This window comes from Pseudomonas sp. PME37.24/025 (genome assembly GCF_055556615.1).
In genome coordinates, this window is record NZ_JBVHNK010000002.1 from 135,718 (window position 1) to 159,589 (window position 23,872).

Annotated in this window: 22 protein-coding genes; 8 read left to right on the forward strand and 14 right to left on the reverse strand. The window is 59.1% G+C overall.

Translation table 11 applies throughout. The annotated features are described in order from the left end of the window. Window positions 1-158: 158 nt before the first annotated feature. The 5 genes from ACZ3HH_RS03805 to ACZ3HH_RS03825 form a co-directional block, all read right to left on the reverse strand. Window positions 159-512 carry a DUF1493 family protein gene (locus tag ACZ3HH_RS03805; RefSeq protein WP_465802819.1) on the reverse strand — a complete coding sequence of 118 codons (354 nt, stop codon included), beginning with the start codon at window positions 510-512 and terminating at the stop codon, window positions 159-161. Further along, window positions 509-742 carry a hypothetical protein gene (locus ACZ3HH_RS03810; protein ID WP_465802820.1) on the reverse strand — a complete coding sequence of 78 codons (234 nt, stop codon included), beginning with the start codon at window positions 740-742 and terminating at the stop codon, window positions 509-511. Before ACZ3HH_RS03810 ends, ACZ3HH_RS03805 begins: the two co-directional genes overlap by 4 nt. A 90-nt stretch (window positions 743-832) precedes the next feature. Continuing rightward, a complete protein-coding gene (locus ACZ3HH_RS03815) occupies window positions 833-1,132 on the reverse strand; it encodes a hypothetical protein (protein WP_465802821.1) in 300 nt (99 codons plus the stop codon). 386 nt (window positions 1,133-1,518) lie between these two features. Next, window positions 1,519-2,646, reverse strand: a complete 1,128-nt coding sequence (locus ACZ3HH_RS03820) for a hypothetical protein (protein WP_465802822.1) — start codon at window positions 2,644-2,646, stop codon at window positions 1,519-1,521. A gap of 107 nt (window positions 2,647-2,753) precedes the next feature. Then, window positions 2,754-3,032 carry a hypothetical protein gene (locus tag ACZ3HH_RS03825; RefSeq protein WP_465802823.1) on the reverse strand — a complete coding sequence of 93 codons (279 nt, stop codon included), beginning with the start codon at window positions 3,030-3,032 and terminating at the stop codon, window positions 2,754-2,756. A 310-nt stretch (window positions 3,033-3,342) separates the two neighbouring features. Between ACZ3HH_RS03825 and ACZ3HH_RS03830 the strand changes: the two genes are divergently transcribed. The 4 genes from ACZ3HH_RS03830 to ACZ3HH_RS03845 all read left to right on the forward strand — a co-directional run bounded on the left by ACZ3HH_RS03830 (window position 3,343) and on the right by ACZ3HH_RS03845 (window position 8,129). Next, complete coding sequence (locus tag ACZ3HH_RS03830; RefSeq protein ID WP_465802824.1) at window positions 3,343-3,843, forward strand: polysaccharide deacetylase; 501 nt, start codon at window positions 3,343-3,345, stop codon at window positions 3,841-3,843. A 274-nt stretch (window positions 3,844-4,117) separates the two neighbouring features. After that, the gene (locus ACZ3HH_RS03835) at window positions 4,118-6,052 is read left to right on the forward strand and encodes a RecQ family ATP-dependent DNA helicase (RefSeq protein WP_465802825.1); all 1,935 of its coding nucleotides are present in this window, start codon (window positions 4,118-4,120) and stop codon (window positions 6,050-6,052) included. Window positions 6,053-6,280: 228 nt separating this feature from the next. Beyond that, window positions 6,281-7,507: a 3-hydroxyacyl-CoA dehydrogenase gene (locus ACZ3HH_RS03840; RefSeq protein ID WP_465802827.1), complete on the forward strand. Its 1,227-nt coding sequence runs from the start codon at window positions 6,281-6,283 to the stop codon at window positions 7,505-7,507. Window positions 7,508-7,697: 190 nt separating this feature from the next. Next, window positions 7,698-8,129: an acyl-CoA thioesterase gene (locus ACZ3HH_RS03845; protein ID WP_465802828.1), complete on the forward strand. Its 432-nt coding sequence runs from the start codon at window positions 7,698-7,700 to the stop codon at window positions 8,127-8,129. 69 nt (window positions 8,130-8,198) lie between these two features. Here ACZ3HH_RS03845 and ACZ3HH_RS03850 read toward each other — a convergent pair whose 3' ends face one another. From ACZ3HH_RS03850 to ACZ3HH_RS03865, 4 genes are all read right to left on the reverse strand, one after another. Further along, a complete protein-coding gene (locus tag ACZ3HH_RS03850) occupies window positions 8,199-8,690 on the reverse strand; it encodes a glycine zipper domain-containing protein (RefSeq protein WP_465802830.1) in 492 nt (163 codons plus the stop codon). A 354-nt stretch (window positions 8,691-9,044) separates the two neighbouring features. Beyond that, window positions 9,045-11,393, reverse strand: coding sequence for an FdhF/YdeP family oxidoreductase (locus ACZ3HH_RS03855; RefSeq protein WP_465802832.1), 2,349 nt, complete (start codon window positions 11,391-11,393; stop codon window positions 9,045-9,047). Beyond that, window positions 11,390-12,229 (reverse strand): formate dehydrogenase accessory sulfurtransferase FdhD, encoded by an 840-nt coding sequence (fdhD, locus tag ACZ3HH_RS03860; protein WP_465802834.1) that lies wholly within the window; start codon window positions 12,227-12,229, stop codon window positions 11,390-11,392. The genes ACZ3HH_RS03855 and fdhD overlap by 4 nt, the downstream gene beginning before the upstream one ends. Before the next feature lie 92 nt (window positions 12,230-12,321). Beyond that, window positions 12,322-13,209, reverse strand: a complete 888-nt coding sequence (locus ACZ3HH_RS03865; RefSeq protein ID WP_465802835.1) for a LysR family transcriptional regulator — start codon at window positions 13,207-13,209, stop codon at window positions 12,322-12,324. A 137-nt stretch (window positions 13,210-13,346) separates the two neighbouring features. Here ACZ3HH_RS03865 and lysM point away from each other — a divergent pair, with 137 nt between their 5' ends. Beyond that, on the forward strand, window positions 13,347-13,787 hold the full coding sequence (lysM, locus tag ACZ3HH_RS03870) for a peptidoglycan-binding protein LysM (RefSeq protein ID WP_008005230.1): 441 nt from the start codon (window positions 13,347-13,349) through the stop codon (window positions 13,785-13,787). Between the two features lie 127 nt (window positions 13,788-13,914). Here the strand turns inward: lysM and yrfG are convergent, their stop codons facing one another. Further along, window positions 13,915-14,577, reverse strand: a complete 663-nt coding sequence (gene yrfG / locus ACZ3HH_RS03875) for a GMP/IMP nucleotidase (RefSeq protein WP_465802837.1) — start codon at window positions 14,575-14,577, stop codon at window positions 13,915-13,917. A gap of 90 nt (window positions 14,578-14,667) precedes the next feature. Between yrfG and nudE the strand changes: the two genes are divergently transcribed. Together nudE and cysQ are read left to right on the forward strand one after the other, a co-directional pair. Beyond that, entirely contained in the window at window positions 14,668-15,234 is a 567-nt protein-coding gene (nudE, locus tag ACZ3HH_RS03880) for an ADP compounds hydrolase NudE (protein ID WP_465802839.1), read from the forward strand. Then, the gene (gene cysQ, locus ACZ3HH_RS03885) at window positions 15,231-16,064 is read left to right on the forward strand and encodes a 3'(2'),5'-bisphosphate nucleotidase CysQ (protein ID WP_465802841.1); all 834 of its coding nucleotides are present in this window, start codon (window positions 15,231-15,233) and stop codon (window positions 16,062-16,064) included. Before nudE ends, cysQ begins: the two co-directional genes overlap by 4 nt. 159 nt (window positions 16,065-16,223) lie before the next feature. On the opposite strand, the gene ACZ3HH_RS03890 is transcribed toward cysQ, so the two are convergent. From ACZ3HH_RS03890 to rfbC, 4 genes are all read right to left on the reverse strand, one after another. After that, the gene (locus ACZ3HH_RS03890) at window positions 16,224-16,679 is read right to left on the reverse strand and encodes a thioesterase domain-containing protein (protein ID WP_465802843.1); all 456 of its coding nucleotides are present in this window, start codon (window positions 16,677-16,679) and stop codon (window positions 16,224-16,226) included. Window positions 16,680-16,719: 40 nt separating this feature from the next. Then, window positions 16,720-18,114: a sigma-54-dependent transcriptional regulator gene (locus ACZ3HH_RS03895; RefSeq protein ID WP_465802845.1), complete on the reverse strand. Its 1,395-nt coding sequence runs from the start codon at window positions 18,112-18,114 to the stop codon at window positions 16,720-16,722. Continuing rightward, window positions 18,111-19,919 carry a sensor histidine kinase gene (locus tag ACZ3HH_RS03900; RefSeq protein ID WP_465802847.1) on the reverse strand — a complete coding sequence of 603 codons (1,809 nt, stop codon included), beginning with the start codon at window positions 19,917-19,919 and terminating at the stop codon, window positions 18,111-18,113. The genes ACZ3HH_RS03895 and ACZ3HH_RS03900 overlap by 4 nt, the downstream gene beginning before the upstream one ends. A gap of 106 nt (window positions 19,920-20,025) precedes the next feature. Continuing rightward, complete coding sequence (gene rfbC / locus ACZ3HH_RS03905; protein ID WP_465802848.1) at window positions 20,026-20,571, reverse strand: dTDP-4-dehydrorhamnose 3,5-epimerase; 546 nt, start codon at window positions 20,569-20,571, stop codon at window positions 20,026-20,028. Between the two features lie 251 nt (window positions 20,572-20,822). Between rfbC and ACZ3HH_RS03910 the strand changes: the two genes are divergently transcribed. Beyond that, on the forward strand, window positions 20,823-23,735 hold the full coding sequence (locus ACZ3HH_RS03910; protein ID WP_465802850.1) for an aminotransferase: 2,913 nt from the start codon (window positions 20,823-20,825) through the stop codon (window positions 23,733-23,735). Window positions 23,736-23,872 lie beyond the last annotated feature (137 nt).

Below are 23,872 nucleotides of genomic sequence, written 5' to 3' on the forward strand. Positions count from 1 at the left end.
CACTTATGTGGTGATTTGCTGGGTTGCCCCAACGTGTAGCAAGACTCTCTCTGCCAGGACGAACGCTCCTGGTATACATGGGATTCGGATTAGTGAACTGCCATTATTCCAACTTAAATCGTTAAAAACAGCCAGAATATTGCCACTTAAGCGGTCGGCTAGATCTTTTCCAGAGCTTTTGTATCCCACCGTTGCACCTTGATCGCTTGGTAAAGCATGCCAATGGTCAGTGGGATTTTGTCGCCTCGACCCTTCGCCCTGCGTTTGAGGAACACATCAAACCCTTCCGGCTGAAAGTAGCGATAGGCGTCGTAATCAACGAAGTCGATCCCAAACTGTTCTTCCAGCGCTTCCATCAAATGCCGCGCATCGGCGCCGTCGCAACCGAGGTCGAAATTGATCGAGGTGCTGAGGCTGAGCGCTTTGCGTTCAGGCAGGCCGAGTTCTTCATGCAGCAGCTGCATGAGCAGGTGCATGGCGTGGTCGTTTGGGAAGTTGGGGGCGAGGTTCATGGTGCATCTACCGTTGGGTGTATATCGATGAGGTTGATTAAGCCTGACTTTGCGGCGAATCGGTCGTCAATCAACGCTGCGAACTTGGCCTGAGTCAGATCGGTAGCCTTACGAATCTCTTGGACTTGCGACGCATCAACATGGAATTCGCGGGAAGGCTCACGCTCACCGCGTAAGATCTCATTCATCTGTTGCACGCTTCCCATTAGCTCCTCAAAAAACTTGCTCATGGTTATCTCCAGTGTTCGATGACGGCTTTCATTCATCTATTCAGTTGATCGTTCTCACGCAAGACGTGGGAACGATCTGTTCACTCGGCGTCAGGCAGGCGCTTTCCAGTTCATCATGCGTTGCTGGGCGACTTTCAGTAGGTCGCAGCCATCCTGGGTCAGGAGGAAGAGCGCATGGGTGATGTGGGGAATGTCTTCGACGTCGCCGTGTTTGAAGCAAACGCAGTGCAGGGTTTTGAGGAGATCACTGGAGGCTCGGATTCGCTGGAGGGCGGCTTCGAGGATGTCTTGGGGGTTGGCCTCTGTGTCGATGATCAGGGGCGGGGAATCGGTGAGATTGGTGTTGAGAGGGATGTAGCGAATATTTGTTAGCGGATTCCATTTATTCATAGTGAGAATTCTCAAGCGCATCGGGAGAAACCGCCGCCATCGTGACCAAGCGATGGGAGGCGGACTGTGTTCGGGTTGGTCAAACCGGTGAGAACTCACTTTGCCGGTACGCCCGAAGGCGTCCCGAACACAGCCACCATATAGCGTGCAGCACTTGAGGTGCCGCAGCATACAACGGAAGCGAAATGAGTTCTCTATTCGGGTGACCAAGCCCGTGTCGCTGATTTGGCAGCAACAGTCACGACTATAGGTGCGAGCACCGGGCAGCGATAGACGACAAGGAGTCCCCGCTTGTAGGAACCGGATGAGCCTTGGTTAGGCCGTTTCTATAGGAATTTTCTGCGACGCAATTTCTCGTATTTTTCTGCCGTCCCGCGCCCATCACCTCAACAAATATGCCGATACGCCGCAACATCCAGCACGTTAGTCGTCAGCCCAGTCGCCGGCGTATAGATCGTGCCTTTCACCGCCGAGAAGTTGACCCCTTGGCTGCCCAGCGAAACGTAGCGTTCGCCTTGATCCAGCTCGGTGAAGTAGGTGTAGGAGTAGTTGTGCATCAGTCGGTACTTCGCTTCGTTGTCGACCATGGCTTTGCCGAGGTTCTCCAGAGCGGCAGGGGTCAGGTTCAATGACTTGTCCAGTTGCACGCCCCAACGCTTGAGGCAAACTTCGGCAAAGTGGCGGACGAACCGGCCTGGCTCGGCCAGGGTTTTCGGGCCGTTGACGCCGTCGGGGGAGGCATTGCCAACCAAGGTGGCGTGACGACCGGCCATGGGGTAAATGTGGGTTTTGGTGCCGGTGGCGGTTTGCGGAATAACGCAGCTGAAACCTTTCGAGCGTTCGTCTCGGGCATAGAAACCTACATACTCTTTGACGTTGCCGCCGAGTTTGACCTTGTCATCCTGAAAGTTGCCAGTGCCAGGCACTGGATCAATCGCGAAGATATTAACCGGGATGTTTTTAAGTTCGCTGTCCTTGAACATGGCGTTGGCCAGCATGTGGCAACTAATGCCGCCGCGGCTCCAGCCCACCAGGTTTACGTGGGTGGGAATAATACCGTCCTTGCGGAAGGTTTTGATGATCTGTTCTTGCAACGCCTGCTGGGTCACGCTGCGATCGCCATAGTTGTATTTGCGCCAGAACCACGAGCCTTCAACTTTCACGTCTTCGATGGGGATGCCGGCCGCCTTCAGGCGGTTGTATTCGGCTTCGGTCAGTTGCTCGCGCTGCCAGTCGCACTGGCCTTTGATGATGTTGATCGCGTGCTGGACGTTTTGCTCCCAGCCTTTGCCGAACAGTGTGCCGCTGAGGCCGTACTCCTTGGTCTTGGTAAAGAGATCGTCGGCTTGCAGGTTACCGCTGCCCGGGCCGTCGACCACGATCCATTCGGCAAACTCACGGCCGAGATGGTGGGATGCGAGTGTCGACACCAGTTCGCCGTCCCAGTAATTTGCGCTGGTGTCGTCAAATTTGGTTGAGCCAGTGCCACAGAAAAAAATAGTTAGTACCGTCATTTGTGTTGCTCTTTTTTGATGTAAGAGCTGGCACGTTAGTTTGTGTTGTTTAAATAGTGAAGTGATGAGTTGTTGCTATTTCTGTAAGGTTTTTAGTTGTTGGTATTTTATTTAATTCGCTGTTTGGCGACTTCAAGAAGTTCGCAGCCATCTTGGGTCAGTAAGTAAAGTGCGTTGACGATATTGGGAGTGTCTTTCACGTCGGCCTGTTTGAAGCACAGGCAATAGAGTGTTTCGAGCAGGTCGCTGGCGGCGCGGATGCGTTGCAGGGAGGCGTCGAGAATCTCGTGAGGATCGGCTTCGGTGTCGATGACCAATACGGGGGTATCGCTGTAGCTGGTTTTGAGCGGGCGATAGCGGTCTGTTAACGGGTGGAACGTGTTCATCGAGGTCAGTCCTATGGGAAGTCGGGCAGTCTCGCCAGCAGGCCGACACAATATTTTCAGCCGCGACGAAAACTATAGAGGGCCGCGGCGAGGCGTCGCAAGGTGGCGCAAATGGACAGGTTTTGTAGGGGATTTACCGGCGCTATCGGCCTTTACCTACGCATACACCAACTATTTTTTAAGCTTTTCCCTTAAAGGTCGATATTCCTACGGGCCTGTCAGGCTTAACGCATCAAAGCTCTGTAGGGTGCGCGCCAGAATTTGTAGGGCGTTTCGAAGCGTCTGAGTCGACTCTTAAAGGGAATTAGGTATGCAATGGCTGCGTATGGCCTCGATTTTGTTGTTGGCTGGTGTTTACCGTTTGACCGTCGCTGCCGACGGGGATCATTCGCTGATCCTTGCCAACATGGACCGCACCGGTTGGCCACAGGCGCTGACCACCCAGGCAGAAGTAGACACCGCCTCCCGCGCCGAGGTGTTGATGGTGGGCAAGGCGTTGCTGGCCAGCGAAGCGCTGGATGAACAGGGTCTGAAACAGCGACTGGGTGTGCAGGCTGTGAAGCTCGGGTCGGTCAGGCAAGTGCGTGATGGGTTGTGGGATCGGTTGCTGACTACTTACGGCAACGCCAGCCAGAACTGTGACGGTGAACCCTTTTGCCCCCGTGTGCGAAGTGTCGCGGATTTGCGTCAGTTGGCGGCGGCGTTCACGGGTGGAATCAGTCCGGCTTATGCGGTTTGGGCGAGCAAGAGCCGGGTGTTTCATGAGCAGGCGCTGAATGAGCAGTTGCGGGTGGCGGTGTTGGTGCCCTAAGTGAGCTCATGATTTTTATGGTGACTTGGCTGGCGTCATCGCGAGCAGGCTCGCTCCCACATTAGACCGAGTCGCCCAGCAAGAACGCGGTCGACTGTGGGAGCGAGCCTGCTCGCGAAAGCGATCTCACAAACGCCCCTTTCCTCAAGCCTTACCGTGCCCTGGTTCTAACCGCTGTATCATCCCGTATCGTTTTTGCCCCCGACCTTTTCTCGACTCGCTGCGTTCGCCGGCTAGGCTTTGGGCTTCGCAGCGGTCAACGGAGTGACAGCTTATGCACAACACCCTGGAACAGGTTTTCGGTTATCCACAATTTCGGCCCGGCCAGGAGGCGGCGGTCAGTGCTGTGTTGGCCGGGCGCTCGGCGGCGGCGATTTTCCCTACCGGTTCGGGCAAGTCTCTTTGCTATCAATTGCCGGCCTTGTTGCTGCCGCACCTGACATTGGTTGTATCGCCCCTGTTGGCGTTGATGCAGGATCAGTTGGCGTTCTTGCAACGCCATGGCATTGCGGCGGGCAGTATCGATTCGGCCCAGAGCCGCGATGACGCCAGCGATGTGATGGCCCGGGCAAAGTCCGGTGAATTGAAGATTCTGATGATTTCCGTGGAGCGTCTTAAGAACGAGCGCTTCCGCCATTTTTTGCAGCAGGTGCCGATTTCGCTGCTGGTGGTGGACGAGGCCCACTGTATTTCTGAATGGGGCCATAACTTCCGCCCCGATTATCTCAAGCTGCCGGACTATCAGCGCCAGTTCAATATCCCTCAGGCCTTGCTGCTGACCGCCACCGCGACACCCAAGGTGATCGCCGACATGGAGGCCAAATTCGCCATCGCCCCCGAGGATGTGGTGACCACCGGTTTTTACCGACCCAACCTCAATCTGTTGGTGGAACCGGTACGCGGCCAGGACAAGCGCCGACGCCTTGTCGAATGGATGAGCCAGCGTCCCGGCCAGCCGAGTATCGTCTACGTCACCTTGCAGAAAACCGCCGAGCACATCGCCGAACATCTGGAGCGGAATGGCATCCAGGCCGAGGCCTATCACGCCGGATTGCCCCATGAACAACGGGAAGGGATACAGAAGCGGTTCATGGGCGGGCAGTCCAATTGCATCGTTGCCACCATCGCGTTCGGCATGGGCATCGACAAAAGCGATATTCGCAATGTGGTGCATTTCGACCTGCCCAAATCCATTGAAAACTACAGTCAGGAAATCGGTCGCGCCGGGCGTGACGGTCAGCCGTCCGATTGCCTGGTGCTGGCCAACCGCGACAGCCTCAACGTGCTGGAGAACTTCGTCTACGGCGACACGCCGGAACGGGACGGCATTCGTTGCGTGCTTGAGGAGTTGCAAGCCGCCGCGCCCGAGGGGCAGTGGGAGTTTCTGCTGGGGCCTTTGGCCGATCAGAGCAACATTCGCCAGTTGCCGCTCAAGACCTTGCTGGTGCAACTGGAGCTGCGCGCAATAATCGCTCCGCGTTATGCCTATTACGCCGAATACCGCTTCAAGTATTTGCAGGAGCCCGAGGCGTTGCTGGCTCGTTTTGAAGGTGAGCGCAGGGACTTCGTCTCGGCAATCATCCAGACCTCCAGCCGCGCACGCACCTGGGCCACGGTGAATTTCGATGCGCTGTATGAACAGCATCAGGCCGAGCGCAGTCGGGTGGTCAAGGCGCTGGATTACTTCCAGGAGAAAGGCTGGGTGGAGCTTGAAAGCAAGCAGATGACCGAGGTCTACAGCCTGCAGCAAGCGGACTTTGATGCCCCAACCCTGAGCGCTGAATTGCACGCCTATTTCACCCAACACGAGCGCACCGAGATCGCACGGATACACGCCATGCTGGACCTGTTCGCCACCGACCACTGCCTGGGTTACCGCCTGGCCGAGTACTTCGGCGACGAAAACGCGCCCCGGCAGTGTGGGCATTGTTCCGTATGTCACGGCCACGTGGCACGGCTGCCAGCACCGCCGGAATTGCCGGCGCTTGTGGATAAAAATTTCGAGACGCTGTGTGGTGATTTTATCCACAGGCACGAGCAGCACACGGGCAACATCCCTTCGGCTGAACGCATAACAAGATTTCTATGTGGGATCAGTGTGCCGCTGTTCACCAAGCTCAAGGCACGGTCGATTCCGGGGTTTGCGGCGTTGGAGGATTATCCGTATGGCGACGTGCGCGACTGGGCTCAAGCGCACCTGCCAAGCTGAAACACCGCCAATGCGGGAGCGGGCTTGCTCGCGAAGGGGCCATCAGATTCAACATTGATGTTGCCTGACACTCCGCTTTCGCGAGCAAGCCCGCTCCCATAGGGATATCGGTGTTCTTGAAAGCTTATCCATCGGCTGAATGTCGCTCATCACAGGAATAAATTTCAAAAAAGCCCGGCGCCTGACTATGGTGAGGACTGTCTTTGGATCGCTAACAAGAGAACAACCATGAGCCAGACACCGTTCGATATTCAGCGCGCCGCCGTGATCGGCGCGGGCACCATGGGCCGTGGCATTGTCATGTGCCTGGCCAACGCCGGGGTGCCGGTGCGATGGGTCGATAACAATCCGCAGATGCTTGAGCAAGCGCTGACCAGCGTGGCTGAGACTTACGCCCACAACGTGCGTCAGGGGCGGATTGATCAGGCCGAGGCGGATGCGCGCATTGCACGGGTGACAGCGGCTGCCGATTACGCGGCAATCCGCGATGTTGATCTGGTCATCGAAGCGGTCTACGAAAACCTCGAGTTGAAGCAGAAAATTTTCCGCGAACTTGACGGCCTGATGAAACCTGAAGCGATTCTGGCCAGCAATACCTCGGCGCTGGACATCGACGCGATCGCCGCTGCCACCCGCCGTCCACAGCAGGTCCTGGGCCTGCATTTTTTCAGCCCGGCGCACATCATGAAATTGCTGGAGATCGTACGCGGTGCCCAGACGGCGCCGGCGGTGCTTGATGCGGCGCTGGAGCTGGGTAAGCGCATGGGCAAGGTCAGCGTGGTGTCGGGCAACTGTCACGGTTTCATCGGTAATCGCATGCTGCATCCGTACGTGCTCGAAGCGCGCAAAATGCTGCTGGAAGGCGCGTTTCCTTATCAGGTGGATGCGGCACTGCAAGGTTTTGGTTTCGCCATGGGGCCATTCCGCATGTACGACGTGGTCGGCATCGATCTGGAATGGCGTGCTCGGGAACTGGCTGGCAAAGGTCAGGATGCGCCGGAGGTTCAAGTGGACAACCGCTTGTGCGAGCTGGGGCGTTTCGGTCAGAAGAGTGGCGATGGGTATTACCACTACGAACCGGGCAGTCGCCAGGCTGAGCACGATCTGGAAGTCGATGCGCTGGTACTGGAAGTCAGCGAAGGGCTGGGGTTCCAGCGTCGCGAGATCGGCCCTGAAGAGGTTTTGGAGCGCTGTTTGCTGGCGCTGGTGAACGAAGGGGCGAAGATTCTTCAGGAAGGTATTGCGACATCGGCGCATGACATCGATCTGGTCTACCTCAATGGTTATGGCTTCCCGACAGAAAAGGGCGGGCCGATGGCCTGGGCGGATCAACAAGGGTTGGAAGATATTCATCTGCGGTTGATGGCACTGGAGACCCGTCAGGGTGATCAGTGGACGCCGGCGCGGTTGATTGGTGAGCTGGCGGCAGAGGGTAGAGGCTTTGCTGACGTGTGATTCTATGTGGCGTCTGTAAAGGCCCCTTCGCGAGCAAGTCGGATCGCCGCACCGTCGCCCCCACAGTTGATCTCAGGCGTACACAAAACCTGTGTCCAATGAAGATTGAGTGTGGGAGCGGGCTGCTCGCGAAGAACGATAACGCGGTTTTCGCCTTAGACTCGCTATCCAACCCCAGGAACCAACACTGATGTCCAACCCGATACCCCAACGCACCGACTACCCCCACTTTCAGCCCATCACCACTCGCTGGCATGACAATGACGCCTACGGTCACGTCAACAACGTCACCTACTACAGTTTTTTCGACACGGCGGTGAACACCTACCTGATCGAAGTCGGCGGCCTGGATATCCATGACGGCGAGGTGGTGGGGTTTGTGGTGAGTTCGGCCTGCGACTACTTTGCCTCCATCGCTTTCCCGGACCGGATCGAGATTGGCCTGCGGGTCGGCAAGTTGGGCAACAGTTCCGTGCAATACGAGCTGGCGGTGTTCAAGGTAGGAGAAGACGAGGCCTGCGCGGCGGGGCGCTTCGTGCATGTGTTCGTGGATCGGACCACGAATCAACCGGTGGCAATTCCTGCTCGATTGCGCGAGGCATTGGAACGGCTAGCGGTTTGAGGGGCAAAAAAAATCGCAGCCCGAGGGCTGCGACTTTTTGATCTACCGGTCAACGAGGCGATTCAAGCCTCAGTCGCGATAGCGATGGTGATGCTTGCGATGGCCGTAGGCATGGCCGCGACCTGGGTGACCACGGTAGTAGCGACGATCATCATCATCGTCATAACCACGACGACGGGAACGACGATCATCGTCGTCATTGCTACTGTTGCCCATGTGGTTACCCAGCGCGCCACCGACGCCGCCGCCTGCTGCGGAGCCGATCAGGCTGCCGGTGGTGCCGCCCATGCTGCGGCCGACTACGTTACCGCCTGCTGCGCCCAGCGCACCGCCAATGGCGGCTTCGCCACGGCTGCGTTTGTCTGCGCCGACTGCGCTACCACCCGCGCCGCCCAGGGCCGCGCCAATGGTTGAACCTGTACTGCCGCCTAACGATTGACCGACGACCGAGCCCAGAACCCCGCCCAATGCGCCGCCCACACCAGCTTCGGTGGTGCCGCCTGCAGAAGCGAAGCCACTGACCAGGCCAAGGGACAACAAGAGAATCGAGGAGAACTTCATAGAGGAACCTCAAGGGGATGACGGCGCGATCCTGAGGCTGTGTCATGGTTGTGACAACCGAAATCCGACGAGTAACACGACTTGAGCACAATTCTATAAGTTACTGTTTTTTGGGCGGAACTTAAGTGTTTTTCTCCGGTCTTTAGCTACTTCGCAAAGGCCGTTTTTATACAAAAACGGCCTTTTTTGTGGGCGATTGGAAAGTGCGGTTCGGAAGAATTTGTTGAATGTACTATCGCCATCGCGAGCAGGCTCGCTCCCACAGTGGATCTCGGTCGAACACAAATGCTGTGCCCACTGAAGATCTAATGTGGGAGCGAGCCTGCTCGCGATGGCGTCAGCTCAGACGCCGCGTTAAGCCGACTTGGCCATAATCAACCCAGTCTCACTCGCCGCCTCCAACCGAATCGCCACAAACTTCGACGTTGGTGTATGGCTGCCATCCCCGGTGCTTTCCAGCGGTACCAGCGGGTTCACTTCCGGATAGTAAGCGGCCGCTTGCCCGGCAGGAATATCAAATGCCAGCAACGTGAAGCCCTTCACCCGGCGCTCACGGCTATCATCCCAGATCGAAACGATGTCAGCCTTCTGCCCTGGCTTGAACCCCAGGCGAATGATGTCGGCCTCATTGACGAACAACACATCCCGTTGACCTTTCACCCCGCGATAACGGTCATCAAGACCATAAATCGTGGTGTTGTACTGATCGTGGGAGCGCATCGACTGCATGATCAGGTCCGGCAGCATGCCGGTGGCGCGAGTGCGTTCGTGCACCAGATCTTTGGGCAGCATGTTCGCACGGAAGTTGGCCCGACCCGATGGCGTATTCCAGCGACGTGCGCCGGCGCTGTTGCCCAAGTGGAAACCACCCGGGTTCTGGATTTTCTCGTTGAAGTCCCGGAAGCCCGGGATGGTGTCGGCGATCAGATCGCGGATGCGGCTGTAATCGGCCACCAGCCAGTTCCAGTCCACCGGTTTGTTCCCCAGGGTCGCCGCGGCGACTCCGGCGATGATTGCAGGCTCCGAGCGCATCTGGTTCGACAGCGGCTGCAGCTGACCGTTGGAGGCGTGGACCATGCTGAACGAGTCTTCCACGGTCACCGCTTGAGCGCCTTCGGTCTGGATATCGATGTCGGTACGGCCGAGGCACGGCAGGATCAGCGCGTCTTTACCGTGCGCCAGATGGCTGCGATTGAGCTTGGTGCTGATCTGCACGGTCAGGTCGCAGTTGCTCAAGGCCTGGAAGGTCCGCGGACTGTCCGGGGTGGCTTGGGCGAAGTTGCCACCCAGGCCGATGAAGACTTTTGAGCGGCCGTCGGCCATGGCGTGAATCGCCTCGACCACGTTGTGGCCGTTTTCACGCGGCACCTTGAACTGAAAGCGACGCTCCAGAGCATCGAGGAGCGCCACCGGCGGACGTTCGTTGATGCCCATCGTCCGGTCGCCCTGCACATTGCTGTGACCACGCACCGGGCACAGACCGGCACCCGGCCGGCCGATGTTGCCGCGCAACAGCATCAGGTTGGCGATTTCCTGGATGGTCGGCACCGAATGACGATGCTGGGTAATGCCCATGGCCCAGCACATGATCACGTTCTTGCCTTTGGCGTACATGCGCGCCGCTTGTTCGATCTCTACCAGCGTCAGGCCGGACTGCTCGACGATCTGCTCCCATGGGGTGTCGTCGATGACGCCCATGTATTCCAGCACGTTGACGGCATGTTCATTCAGGAAATCGTGATCGAACACTGCCGGGGCGCCGGTCTTCTGCGCATCGCGTTCCCATTGCAGCAGGAATTTCGCCATGCCGCGCAGCACCGCCATGTCGCCGCCCAGTGCCGGACGGAAGTACGCGGTATTGGTCGGCTTGAAGCCGTTGGTGAGCATTTCCAGCGGATGCTGCGGATGCTGGAAGCGTTCCAGACCACGTTCTTTCAGCGGGTTGACGCATACCACCTGAGCGCCACGTTTTACCGCTTCGCGCAGCGGTTCGAGCATCCGCGGGTGGTTGGTACCGGGGTTCTGGCCCCAGACGAAAATCGCATCGGCGTGTTCGAAATCATCGAAGGTCACGGTGCCTTTGCCAACCCCGATACTTTGCGCCATGGCCACACCACTGGCCTCGTGGCACATGTTCGAGCAGTCGGGGAAATTGTTGGTGCCGTAGGCGCGTACGAACAGCTGATAGAGGTACGCCGCTTCGTTGCTGGCGCGGCCCGAGGTGTAGAACTCGGCCTGATCCGGGCTCGACAGGCCGCGCAGATGCTTGGCAATCAGGGTGAAGGCATCATCCCAGCTGATGGGTTGGTAGCGATCGGTTTCGGCGTTGTAGCTCAACGGCTCGGTCAGGCGGCCCTGATATTCAAGCCAGTAGTCGCTCTGCTCCAGCAGCGAGCTGACACTGTGTTTGGCAAAGAATGCAGCGTCGACACGGCGTTTGGTTGCTTCCCAGTTCACCGCTTTGGCGCCGTTCTCGCAGAACATCACCATGCCCTTTTCCGGAGAATCCCCCCAGGCGCAACCGGGGCAGTCGAAGCCGCCGTTCTGGTTGGTCTTGAGCATTATGCGGAGGTTTTTCAATGCGTTATCGCTGGTCAACCAGGCCTGGGCGACGCTGATCAGAGCGCCCCAGCCACCGGCTGGGCCTTTGTAGGGCTTGTAGCGGGGAACGGGTTTCTGGTCGGCTTGACGGTGTTGACTCACGCTTGATTCTCCAACGCTGGGCTGTAGACCCGCGGTGCACTTTTCTGCGGCAGGTGGATGAGGTTGAGGTTGTGACGACGGGCCCATTGCACGGCAAGGCTCGTGGGCGACGACAGGCTGACCAGAGTCTGGATGCCTGCGCGTAAAACTTTCTGGATCAATTCAAGGCTGCAACGGCTGGTGACAATCGCCAAGCCGTCAGTGGTCGGGATCTTCTGGCGGATCAACCCGCCGATCAGCTTGTCGAGGGCGTTGTGCCGACCGATGTCTTCACGGCCCAGCAACAATTCGCCGTTGCCGTTCATGAACACCGCCGCATGCACCGCGCCGCAATGCTGGCCCAGCGGCTGGAACTCGCCGATGCGCTGGCGCAGGCCGTCCAGCCATTCGGCCGGGGGTAGCGGGGCGCCGGGCAATACTTTGAGGTCGGGCAGCGCTTGCTCCACCGCTTCCACGCCACAGAGCCCGCAACCGCTGGTGCCAGCCAATTGCCGACGCTGCTGCTTGAGGTTCCAGAAGGCGCGATTGGCGATGGTTACTTGCGCGTATTGCGCCGAACCTGTGCCACTGAGTTGCAGGTCGTAGATGTCTGAAGCGTCTTCAATGATGCCGCTGCCGAGGCTGAAGCCGACGATGAAGTCTTCAAGATCTGTTGGCGTCACCAACATGACCGCCTGGCTGATGCCGTTATAGGCAATCGCCAACGCGACTTCCTCGGCCAGCGCGGTGCTGGCCGATTCGGTGTGTTCAAGGTTGCAGTAACTGTAGGTCTGGCTTGCGGCGGTCGCGGGCGTTTCAACAGCTGGCGCCGCGCGGGCAGGGCGCTTGGCGTTCATGGGCTCACCAACGGTTTGGTCAGCTTTAAGACTAGGCGTGTCAACTTGTCGCGTCTAATCGCTATTACTGATCTACCGATAGATGGCGTCGATCAAGAGCCTGTTGATGATTTCTGATAGATCGCGAAACAGGCTTCGGCGAGCGCCGAACGTGGAGCGCTGCGACGCATGATCAGCCCCAGCCGGGCGAGGGTCTGGGCGCTTTCGATGGGTTGGAGGCGCAAGTGATCTGTGAGGTTTTCCAGACCACCTTCCAATGGCATCACGGCGCAACACAGACCGCCGTGTACTGCTTGTAACAATTGGTGGACTGAATCGGTTTGCAGCAACGGTTGGGGAGCCAAGCCACGACTATGGAAGTTATGGTCAATGGACTGGCGAAAATGCATGCCGCTGGTGAGCATGCCCAGCGGCAGTTCAATCAACGATTTCCAGCTTAAGGGCGCGTCGCCGAAACTGAAGAAACGCTGATCGTAAAGCAGGCCCATGCGTGTTTCGCTAAAAGCCAGGGAGTCGAAACGCTCGCCATCCAGGCGTTCCAGGTAGGAAACGCCGAGGTCGAGGCGATTGTTCGCCAGTTGTTCGAGGATCTGTTCGGAACTCAGTGCCGAGAGTTCGAAGCGCAGGTTCGGGTGTTCGGCGTGCAGGCGTTGCATCAGCGGTACCGGGTCGAAACTCGACAGCGGCACCACGCCCAGACGCAACGTACCCACGAGGTTGCCGCGACAGGCTGCCGCTTCGGCCTGCAAACCGTCGTAGGCCGCCAACACCGTACGCGCCCACGCCAGCACGCGCTCGCCCGGCGCGGTGAAACCTTCGAAGCGTTGACCACGGTTAACCAATGGCAGGTCGAGCTCTTCTTCGAGGCTGCGCAGACGCATGGACAGGGTCGGCTGGGTGATGTGACAACGCGCGGCGGCCTGGCCGAAGTGCCGGGTTTCGTCGAGAGCGATGAGGAATTTGAGCTGCTTGATGTCCATCTTCGCTCCAGGGCGCGGGCAAGGTTCGCGATTCTACCGCCTGCGCGGGGTTGGGTCATTGGTCGGCTGGGGACCGGGCTGCGCTAGGCTGGTCTAGTCTTTGGCGTCTGGACCCTAAACCCCAAGGAGAGTGCACCATGAGTATTTTTAGCTTTGTGAAAGAAGCAGGCGAAAAACTTATCGATCTGCTGACACCTGGCAATGCCAATGCCAGCGAGCAGCTGAAGGAACACATCAGCAAGGTCGGCCTGGGTAATCCGAATGTTCAGGCGACAATCGAGGGCGATAAAGTCATCGTCACCGGGGAAGTGGCGAGCCAGGAGGAGAAGGAAAAGATTCTGCTGGCCGTGGGCAATATTGCCGGTGTCGGCAGTGTTGATGACCAGATCACTGTGACTGGGCCGGTGGCGAAGGCCGCTCGTTTTGTTACCGTGAAAAAGGGCGACACCCTCAGCGCGATTTCCAAGGCCGAATACGGCGACGCGAACAAGTACAACAAAATCTTCGAGGCTAACAAACCAATGCTTTCGCACCCGGACAAGATCTATCCGGGGCAGGTGTTGCGGATTCCTGAGTAAGGTTCAAGACTGTGTGATGGCCTTCGCGGGCAAGCCACGCTCCCACAGGTTTTGTGTCGTTCGCGTAGTGTGCATACGGCGAAAAACCTGTGGGAGCGTGGCTTGCCCGCGATGCAGGCGACTCGGTCTAAAGCCCTGTGATGAGCTCCCGATAATCCCCCACCGCCGCAAACTCGGCCGTGTCCTTTGGCCCTTTTCGGCTGTCCGGCTCGCTCACGGCCAACAGATGCGCCACGCCAAAATTGCGTGCACTGCGCAGAATCGGCAACGTATCGTCGATAAACAGACTGCGTGTCGGGTCGAAGCCGATGTCGGCCTGCAAGGCATCCCAGAACTGCGGGTTTTCCTTGGGGAAACCGTAATCATGAGAGCTGATCAACCGCTCGAAATACGGCGCCAGTTCAATTCGTTCCAGCTTCAATGACAACGAGTCGCGGTGGGCGTTGGTGATCAGTACCACGCGTTTTCCGGCCTGTTTGATCGCGGCCAGAAAAGTGTCCGCATCCGGACGCAGGGCGATCAGGTGCGCGGTTTCCAGTTTCAGTTCGCGCACCGACAGCTTCAGCTCGGCGCTCCAGAAGTCCAGGCAGTACCACTGCAACTGACCGGCATTGCGTTCGAACAGTGGCTGCAACTCCAGCTCCGCCATGGCCCGGCTTACCCCATGCAGCTCGGCATAACGCTTTGGCAGGTGCTCCATCCAGAAATGGTTGTCGTAGTGCAGGTCCAGCAGCGTGCCGTCCATATCCAGCAAAACGGTATCGATGTCGTGCCAGGGCAGCAGGGACATAAAAAACTTCTCCAGCGGTAAAAAAGATATCCGAGGTAAACAATCAGGATAGGCCGGGTATAGTAACGCGTTCACGCCAAGGAGCCTCTCATGCGCCAGAAACCCACCGTACTCGCCCGCGAGATCGTCGCCACCAGCCGTTTGTTCTGTGTCGAAGAGCTGAAGCTGCGCTTTTCCAATGGCGTGGAGCGTACTTACGAGCGTCTGGTCAGCAAAGGCACCGGTCATGGTGCGGTGATGATCGTGGCGATGCTGGATGCGGATCACGCGGTGTTGGTGGAGGAATACTGCGGCGGCACCGATGCCTACGAACTGTCCCTGCCCAAAGGCTTGATCGAGCCGGGTGAAGACGTGTTGGCGGCGGCCGAGCGCGAGCTCATGGAAGAGGCCGGGTATGGCGCGCGGCAGCTTGAATATCTGACCGAGTTGTCGTTGTCACCGGGCTACATGAGCCAGAGAATCCAGGTAGTGCTGGCCACCGACCTGTACGAAGAACGCCTGGAAGGTGATGAACCCGAGCCGATGGGGGTGGAAAAGATCAACCTGCGCGAATTGTCAGCCCTGGCGCAAAACCCGCGATTCACTGAGGGCCGTGCCTTGGCGGCGCTGTATCTGGCCCGTGATCTGCTGACTCAGCGTGGGGTGTTCCTGCCATGACGTTGAATTTCCCCCATCCGCTGATGGCGCCGGTCGTTGAACTGGCTTTGAAGGCTGGCGAGGCGATCCTGCCGTTCTGGCGCGTCAACGTTGCCGTGACAGCAAAGTCCGATGATTCCCCGGTCACCGCCGCCGACATGGCCGCTCATCATCTGATTCTGGCCGGGCTGACGGCGCTGGATCCGAGCATTCCGGTGCTGTCCGAAGAGGACGCCAATATCCCCCAGAGCGTGCGCGCCGGCTGGCAGCGTTGGTGGCTGGTCGATCCGTTGGACGGGACCAAGGAGTTTATTTCCGGCAGTGAAGAGTTCACCGTCAACATCGCGTTGATCGAGCAAGGGCGTGTGGTGTTCGGTGTGGTGTCGATGCCGACCAACGGGCGCTTTTATGTAGGGGGCGCGGGGTTGGGTGCCTGGCGTGGCGATAAAGGCGCCGAGCCGTTGCCGATTCAGGTTCGCGACGTTCCGGCGGCGGGTGAAGCGTTCACGGTAGTTGCCAGTCGTCGGCATTCCAGCCCTGAGCAGGAGCGGTTACTCGCGGGGTTGAGCGACAGCCTGGGTGAGTTGCAACTGGCCAATATCGGCAGTTCGCTGAAGTTTTGCCTGTTGGCGGAAGGGGCAGCGGATTGTTATCCACGGTTGGCGCCGACTTCTCAGTGGGACACAGCGGCTGCGCAAGGTGTGTTGGAAGGTGCGGGTGGTGAAGTGTTGGATTTGAGCGGTGAGCCGTTCTGTTATCCGGCGCGGGAGTCGTTGTTGAATGAGTTCTTTTTGGCGTTGCCGGCGAAGGCGGTTTGGCGCGAGAAGTTACTGGTACTGGCCCGATCCTGAGTTTTACCCAAACTTGTGGCGAGGGAGCTTGCTCCCGCTGGGCTGCGAAGCGACCCCAAAACCCAGGCACCGCGCAGCATCAGTTAATCCAGGCTGCCTGATTTGCGACTGCTGCGCAGCCGAGCGGGAGCAAGCTCCCTCGCCACAGGTTTTGTGTCCTTACCGGTGAAGAACGTACTGCCCGGTAAACTTCACCGCATCCTCTTCACTCCCGGTATTCACGATCCGCGAATGCAGCGTCAACCGGGCCCGTCCATACCGCTCATACATGGCCAGAAACTTCTTCCACACGGCGGCACTCGGTGCCCGACAAATCGCCGTCGCGTCCATGGTGACCGGTAGCGGATAGCTGATCTGCCCTTCCTGAATCACGATGTGCCCGTCTTCAATGCCTTCTTCGTGCAAACGCAAATGCAACCAGCCCCAGCCGGCCAGCACCGCGCCGCAATACAGGCTGCCACCGAACATGGTGCTCTTGTGATTGACGTTGGCCTCCAGCGGCAGGTGCAGGCGTAGTTGTTGATCGTGCCAGTCGAGCACTTTGAGGCCCATCTTCCGCGTGAGGGGAATGTCGTGATGGAGGATCGATTCCAGGTGACGACTGTCGCGGTTCATTCACGGGCCTTTTGTTTGAAGAGGATGAATTTACGGTAGCTCAATCAAGATCGTCGGTGTGGCTGCTGGCGCCGGCGTCGGCGAAGTTCAGACCATGCTTGCGCAGTTTGTCATGCAAGGTTTTGCGCGGAATGCCGAGCGCTTCGGCGAGGCTGCGTACGGAGCTGTGCGAGCGTGTCAGTTCGGCGGCAATCAGGCTCTTCTCGAAGTTCTCCACTTGCTCGCTCAAACCGCCGCTGACCACTTCAATCGTGGTGCCGACGCCGCCATCAGGCGCACTGTTGTCCAGCGCCAGTTCAAGACCCAGGGCAAAGCGTTCGGCGGCGTTCTGCAGTTCTCGCACGTTGCCTGGCCAAGTATGGCGCAACAGCAGCGCCCGGTGTCCCGGTTGCAATTCGTGGGGCGGCAAGCCGTGGCGGGCGCTGGCTTCGTCGGCGAAATGCTGAAACAGCATCAGCGCATCTTCGCCCCGCTCACGCAGCGGCGGAATGCGCAGCGGCGCGACATTCAGGCGGTAATACAAGTCGGCACGGAAGCGGCCCTGATCGGCGGATTGACGCAGGTCTTCCTTGGTCGCGGCGATGATGCGGATGTCCAGCGGGATCAGCTGGTTGCCGCCCAAGCGCTCGACGACCCGTTCTTGCAGCAAGCGCAGCAATTTCACCTGCACATCCAGGCTCATGCTTTCGATTTCATCAAGGAACAACGTGCCGCCGTTGGCGAATTCGAACTTGCCGATGCGGCGCTTCTGCGCGCCGGTAAACGCACCGGGCTCGTGACCGAACAGCTCGCTTTCCACCACCGACTCAGCCAGGGCCCCGGCGTTGATTGCCACGAACGGGCCGTTACGCCGGCTCGACAAGTCATGCAGTGCGCGAGCCACCACTTCCTTGCCCGCACCGGTTTCGCCGAGGATCAGCACGTCGGCCTTGGTCGCCGCCAAGGCACCGATCTGTTCGCGCAGGCGCAGCATCGGCGCCGATTGCCCGACCAGTCGAGCGCTCAGTTCGTTGCGATCGCTCAGGGCCAGACGCAGGCTGCGGTTGTCCAGCACCAGCCGGCGCAAGTCCAGGGCACGACGCACGCTGTCGAGCAGGGCGTCGCTGGCGAAAGGTTTTTCCAGAAAGTCATAGGCCCCGGCGCGCATGGCTTGCACCGCCAGCGGCACATCGCCATGGCCGGTGATCAGCAGCACCGGCAACTCCGGGTCCTGGGCGTGGAGTTCGGTCAGCAGTTCGAGACCATCCATGCCCGGCATGCGGATGTCGCTGACCACCACGCCCGGCCAGTCGCGTTCCAGTTGCCCGGCCAGGCCTTTGGCTTCAGCCAGCGGCAGGATTTTCAGGCCGGCCAGGTCCAGGGTCTGGCTCAGGGCCTGGCGCAGATGGGGATCGTCGTCGATCAACACGACCTGGATGCGGTTGTCGATGGTCATGCACTTCGGTCCTCGGACGGTTGCAGGCTCACACCCGGTGCGCCTGCGCGCAGTTTCAGGATAATCAGGGCGCCGCCTTCCTTGTGGTTGGAGAACGACAGTTCACCCCCGAAGGCGCGCATCAGGCTGTCGCAGATTGCCAGCCCCAGCCCAAGCCCCTGAGTGCGGGTCTTGGTGGTGTAAAAGGGCTCGCCGGCACGACCCAGCGCTTCCAGGCAGAACCCGGGGCCGTTGTCGCGAATGTACAGATTGACGCCGGCGGCGGTGGACTCGGCACTCAACCAGAGTTTACGCGGCGGGCCTTTTTCCGTCAGGGCATCGAGGGCATTGGCCAGCAAATTGCCAAGTACCTGACGCAGACGGGTTTCACCGGCCTCGACCCACAGAGTGGCGGCCGGCAGGTCACGGATCAGTTCGACTTCCATGCTGCGTCGACGCTTGGCCAGTAATGCCAGGGCATCGTCCAGCGCCGGTTGCAGGGCCACGCTTTCCGGGGCGTGGCGATCACGCCGGGCGAAGGCACGCAGGTGAGCAATGATCGAGGCCATGCGCCCGGTCAATTCGCTGATCAGCTTGAGGTTGCCGCGAGCATCCTCGGTGCGCTGATGATCGAGCAGCACTTCGGCGTTCTCCGCGTAGCTGCGGATCGCCGCCAGGGGTTGATTGAGTTCATGGCTGATGCTTGCCGACATCGTTCCCAACGCCGAGAGCTTGCCGGCCTGCACCAGGTCATCCTGCGCGCGCACCAGTTCCTGCTGGGCGTGTTCGCGCTCCAGCACTTCCTGCTTCAGTCGACGGTTGAGGCCTTCGAGGTCGCTGGTCCGTTCGGCAACCCGGCCTTCCAGTTCCTGGCGGGCCTTGCCTTCGAAGGCAATCCGGTCCAGGTAATGGCGTCGACGCTGCATCATCAGGCCGAGCAGCAGCATCAATACCAACAACGTTGCGCCACCAATGGCCACGACCGTACGCACTGGACGGTCGATCAAGGTACGCGGCGCAAGGATATTGACGCTCCAGCCGGTTTCTTCGATCTGCCGGGTTTGGGTCAGCCAGGCATTGGGGTCGAGGTTCAACGGCTTGGGATCGCGGGTCGGGTAGGGTTGAATCGCGGTGATGGCCTCGCGTTCTGCGTCGCTCAATGGACGGGTTGAACGGAAACGCCACTCGGGCCGCGATGTGAGGATAACCACGCCATTGTGGTCGGTGACCAACAGTTGTTCCGGGGTTTTGCCCCAAAGGCTCTCGGTGTGGTCGAGATCGACCTTGATTACCAGCACGCCGATGATTTTTTCGCGATCACGTATCGCTGCGGCGAAGAAGTAACCGCGTTTGGCCGAGGTGGTGCCCAGGCCGAAGAAGCGCCCCAGACGCCCGGCCATGGCTTCACTGAAATAAGGACGGAAGGCGAAATTGCGGCCGACGAAGCTGTCGTGTTTGTCCCAATTGGAAGCCGCCAGCGTCTTGCCGGTGGTGTCCATCAGGTACATGACTTCGGCGCCGGTCTGGGCACTGATGTTTTTCAGCAGGCGATTGGCATTGCCTTGAACCACGCCTTCGTCGGGTGCGGCCAGTGTCGCGCGCAGAGCAGGCAGCTCGCCGAGAATCTGTGGCAACACTTCATACCGATGGAGGGTGCCAAGCAGGTTGGCGACGTAGAGGTCGAGGGTCTGACGGTTCTGCCCAGCCAGTTCGCTGCGGTAGTAACGCTCGGCCAAATGCTCCAGCGGCCACAGCAAGGGCGCCAGACATAGCGCGAGCAGCGCCAGGCTGCGCCAGCGGGGTCTGCGGGGGAGGGTCGGTGTCATGAGCATCAGGCGCCTGTGGGTACAGACGCATTATGCCTAGGCTTGCGGGCGCAGTCTGCGCACCTGGGATCAAGTGCGCGCTGGCGGTGAAGATTCACACAGGAATTCAGGAAAAGACTTCGGCGTCCTTGAGGAACGCGGCGGACTGATCCTTGGCCGACAGTTTTGGTGCTTCATCCAGCTGCCAGTCAATGCTCAGGTCCGGATCGTCCCAGCGAATGCTGCGCTCGGCCGACGGGGTGTAGTAGTCGGTGGTTTTATAGAGGAACTCGGCGAAATCACTCAGCACCACGAAACCATGGGCAAAACCTTCCGGTACCCAGAGTTGGCGATGGTTTTCGGCGGACAGGCGCACGGCCACCCATTTGCCGAAATGTGGCGAGCTGCGGCGAATATCCACCGCCACGTCCAGCACTTCACCGACGGTGACGCGGACGAGTTTGCCCTGGGTGTTTTCCAGTTGGTAATGCAGGCCGCGCAGAACGCCTTTTTGCGAGCGGGAATGGTTGTCCTGAACGAACTGGGTGTTCAGGCCGGTTGCCTCTTCGAAAGCCTTGGCGTTGAAGCTCTCATAGAAGAAACCGCGCTCGTCACCAAATACCTTGGGTTCGAGGATCAGAACACCGGGCAGGTCGGTGGTGACTACATTCATGGTGTTTCTCCAGCAATAGGCGTGATGGCCGACATTCTTACGCAAAGTGGCGGCGGGTGCGAGTGGGGCGATGGTTCAGGCGATCAAAATCTTGAAGTCGCTCAATCCGAGATTGCTGTAGGAAAGTTCATCTGAGTAGTCGCTGACTGAAAACCATCCCCAATGCCGACCCCCCGACCGGTATAAGAGGGTTGCGTATCGCCCGAAGCAGTGGCGATATAGGGACCTAATAAAATTTCAGGAGTCGTTGTATGCCGCTCGCCACGTTGATTCACCGCGCCAGTCTGCCCAGCCCGCAGGTGTCTGCGGCGCAAGCGCTTGAGCTGCTGGAAGAACATTACGGGCTGAGCGGGCGGTTGCAGGCGCTTGGGAGCCAGCAGGATCTCAATTTCCGGGTCGACAGTGATCAGGGGCGTTTTGTCCTGAAAATCTGCCGTGGCGATTACTCGGCGCTGGAGCTGCAAGCTCAACACGCAGGACTCAAGCATCTGGGTGAACATTCCGGCGTGCCGGTGCCCCGAGTGATTCCTGCCAAAAACGGCGCAGACCTGCTCTCCCTTGAGGTTGGGGGCCAGGCAGTGCATGTACGACTGCTCGATTACATCGAAGGCCAGTCCCTGACGCACCTTGATCATCTAGATCATTCAGTGGTCGCCGGTTTCGGTCGGCTCTGCGGCGAAATGGACCTGGCGCTGGCCGGTTTCGATCATCCGGGGCTTGAGCGCACCCTTCAATGGGATGCCCGCCACGCCAACGCGTTGATCGCGCATTTGCTGCCAGTGATCAAGGATGAGCGGCAACGAGAATTGATTGCTGAGGCGGCCGAACAAGCCGAGCGCCATTTGCAACCATTGGTGGATAAGCTGCAGGTGCAGGCGATTCACATGGACATCACCGACGATAACGTGGTCTGGCAGCGGGATTCCCGGCGCCAATGGCAGTTGCAGGGCGTGATCGATTTCGGTGATTTGGTCCGAACCTGGCGGATCACCGATCTGTCGGTGACTTGCGCCGCGCTGCTGCACCATGTTGATGGCGATCCGTTCTGCATTTTGCCGGCGGTTCGGGCTTATCACGCGATCAATCCTTTGCGGCATGAAGAGTTGCTGGCGCTATGGCCGCTGATCGTCGCCCGCTCGGCAGTGCTGGTGCTGAGTGGCGAGCAACAGGTCAGCATCGATCCGGGCAATGAGTACAGTCGCGACAACCTGACCCATGAGTGGGAAATTTTCCGTATTGCCACATCGGTGCCGTTGGCGTTGATGGAGGCGGCGATTCTTACTGCAGTCGACCAAAACCTGCCGGCCATCGACAGCGAAGGTTTCGCGCCATTGTTGCCGAGTCTGGTTGGGCGTGAATTTGCGTTGATCGATCTGGGCGTGCTCAGTCCGCATTTCGAGGCGGGTAACTGGGAACAGCAAGGGATCGATCTGCATTTGTTGACAGAAGCCGCCGCGACTCACGGTCTGGCGGCCAGTCGATATGGCCAGTATCGTCTGTCCCAAACCCGACCGGACAGCGCCAGCGAACCGGACACTTTCCCGTTGCACGTTGCATTGCGAGTGCCCGACGGCACGGCGGTCGAAGCACCATTTGCCGGGGTTATCCATATTGAAGGGGAGAGCCTGCTGCAACTGGACGGCCCAGAGCTCAGCGTCCGATTGTGGGGTGTGACCCCATCGGTATGCAGTAGCGCGGCGCTGGTCAAAGGCCAGGTGCTGGGTTCGGTCAGCGAGCCGTTGATCGTGCAGTTGTGTCGAAGCGCTCAGCTCGACGCGCCGTTGTTTTGCACACCTTCGCGCGCGGCAGCCTGGCAGGCACTGTGTCCGTCACCTGCCGTGTTGTTGGGCCTGGCCTGCGATGCGGAAGAAGAACTCGACCCGCAGACATTGCTGGCCCGCCGTGACGCGAGTTTCGCTCGCTCCCAGAAGCACTATTACGTCGACCCGCCGCGCATCGAGCGTGGCTGGCGCAATCACCTGATCGACATGCAGGGTCGCTCTTACCTCGACATGCTCAACAACGTCGCGGTCCTGGGTCATGGCCATCCGCGCATGGCTGCCGTCGCCAGCCGGCAGTGGTCGTTGCTCAACACCAACTCGCGTTTTCACTATGCGGCGATTGCCGAGTTTTCCGAGCGTTTGCTGAAGCTGGCACCGGACAACATGGATCGCGTATTTCTGGTCAACAGCGGTACCGAGGCCAATGACCTGGCGATTCGCCTGGCCTGGGCTTATAGCGGCGGTCGCGACATGCTCAGCGTATTGGAGGCTTATCACGGCTGGTCAGTAGCGGCGGATGCGGTCTCGACTTCGATAGCCGACAACCCCAAGGCCTTGAGCAGCCGTCCGGACTGGGTGCATCCGGTGACCGCGCCGAACACCTATCGCGGTGAATTTCGTGGCGTCGACAGCGCACCGGACTACGTGCGTAGCGTCGAACACAACCTGGCGAAAATCGCCGAGCAGAAACGCCAGTTAGCCGGTTTCATCTGCGAGCCGGTGTATGGCAATGCCGGCGGTATCTCGCTGCCGCCGGGTTACTTGAAGCAGGTCTATGCGCTGGTCCGCGCTCAGGGCGGGGTGTGCATCGCCGACGAGGTGCAGGTCGGTTACGGCCGCATGGGCAAATTCTTCTGGGGGTTCGAAGAGCAGGGCGTGGTGCCAGACATCATCACCATGGCCAAAGGCATGGGTAACGGCCAGCCGTTGGGCGCGGTGATCACTCGCCGGGAAATCGCCGAAGCGCTGGAAGCCGAGGGTTACTTTTTCTCGTCTGCCGGTGGCAGCCCGGTCAGTTGCCGGATCGGCATGGCAGTGCTGGATGTGATGGAAGAAGAAAAACTCTGGGAAAACGCCCAGGTCGTGGGCGGGTATTTCAAAGCGCGTCTTGAAGCATTGATCGACCGGCATCCATTGGTGGGCGCAGTGCATGGTTCTGGCTTCTATCTGGGCGTGGAGTTGATCCGTAATCGAGAAACCCTGGAGCCCGCGACTGAAGAAACCACGGCGTTGTGCGATCGTCTTCGTGAATTGGGGATCTTCATGCAGCCGACTGGCGATTACCTGAACATTCTCAAGATCAAGCCGCCGATGGTTACGTCGCGTCAGAGCGTGGATTTCTTTGTCGACATGCTCTCGAAGGTTCTCGAAGAAGGGTTATAAACACATACCCCTTGTGGGAGCGAGCCTGCTCGCGAAAGCGGTCGAACATGCAATATTGATGTTGACTGACCCACTGCTATCGCGAGCAGGCTCGCTCCCACAAGGGATCACGTAAAGTTCGATTGTTATCGGCTTTA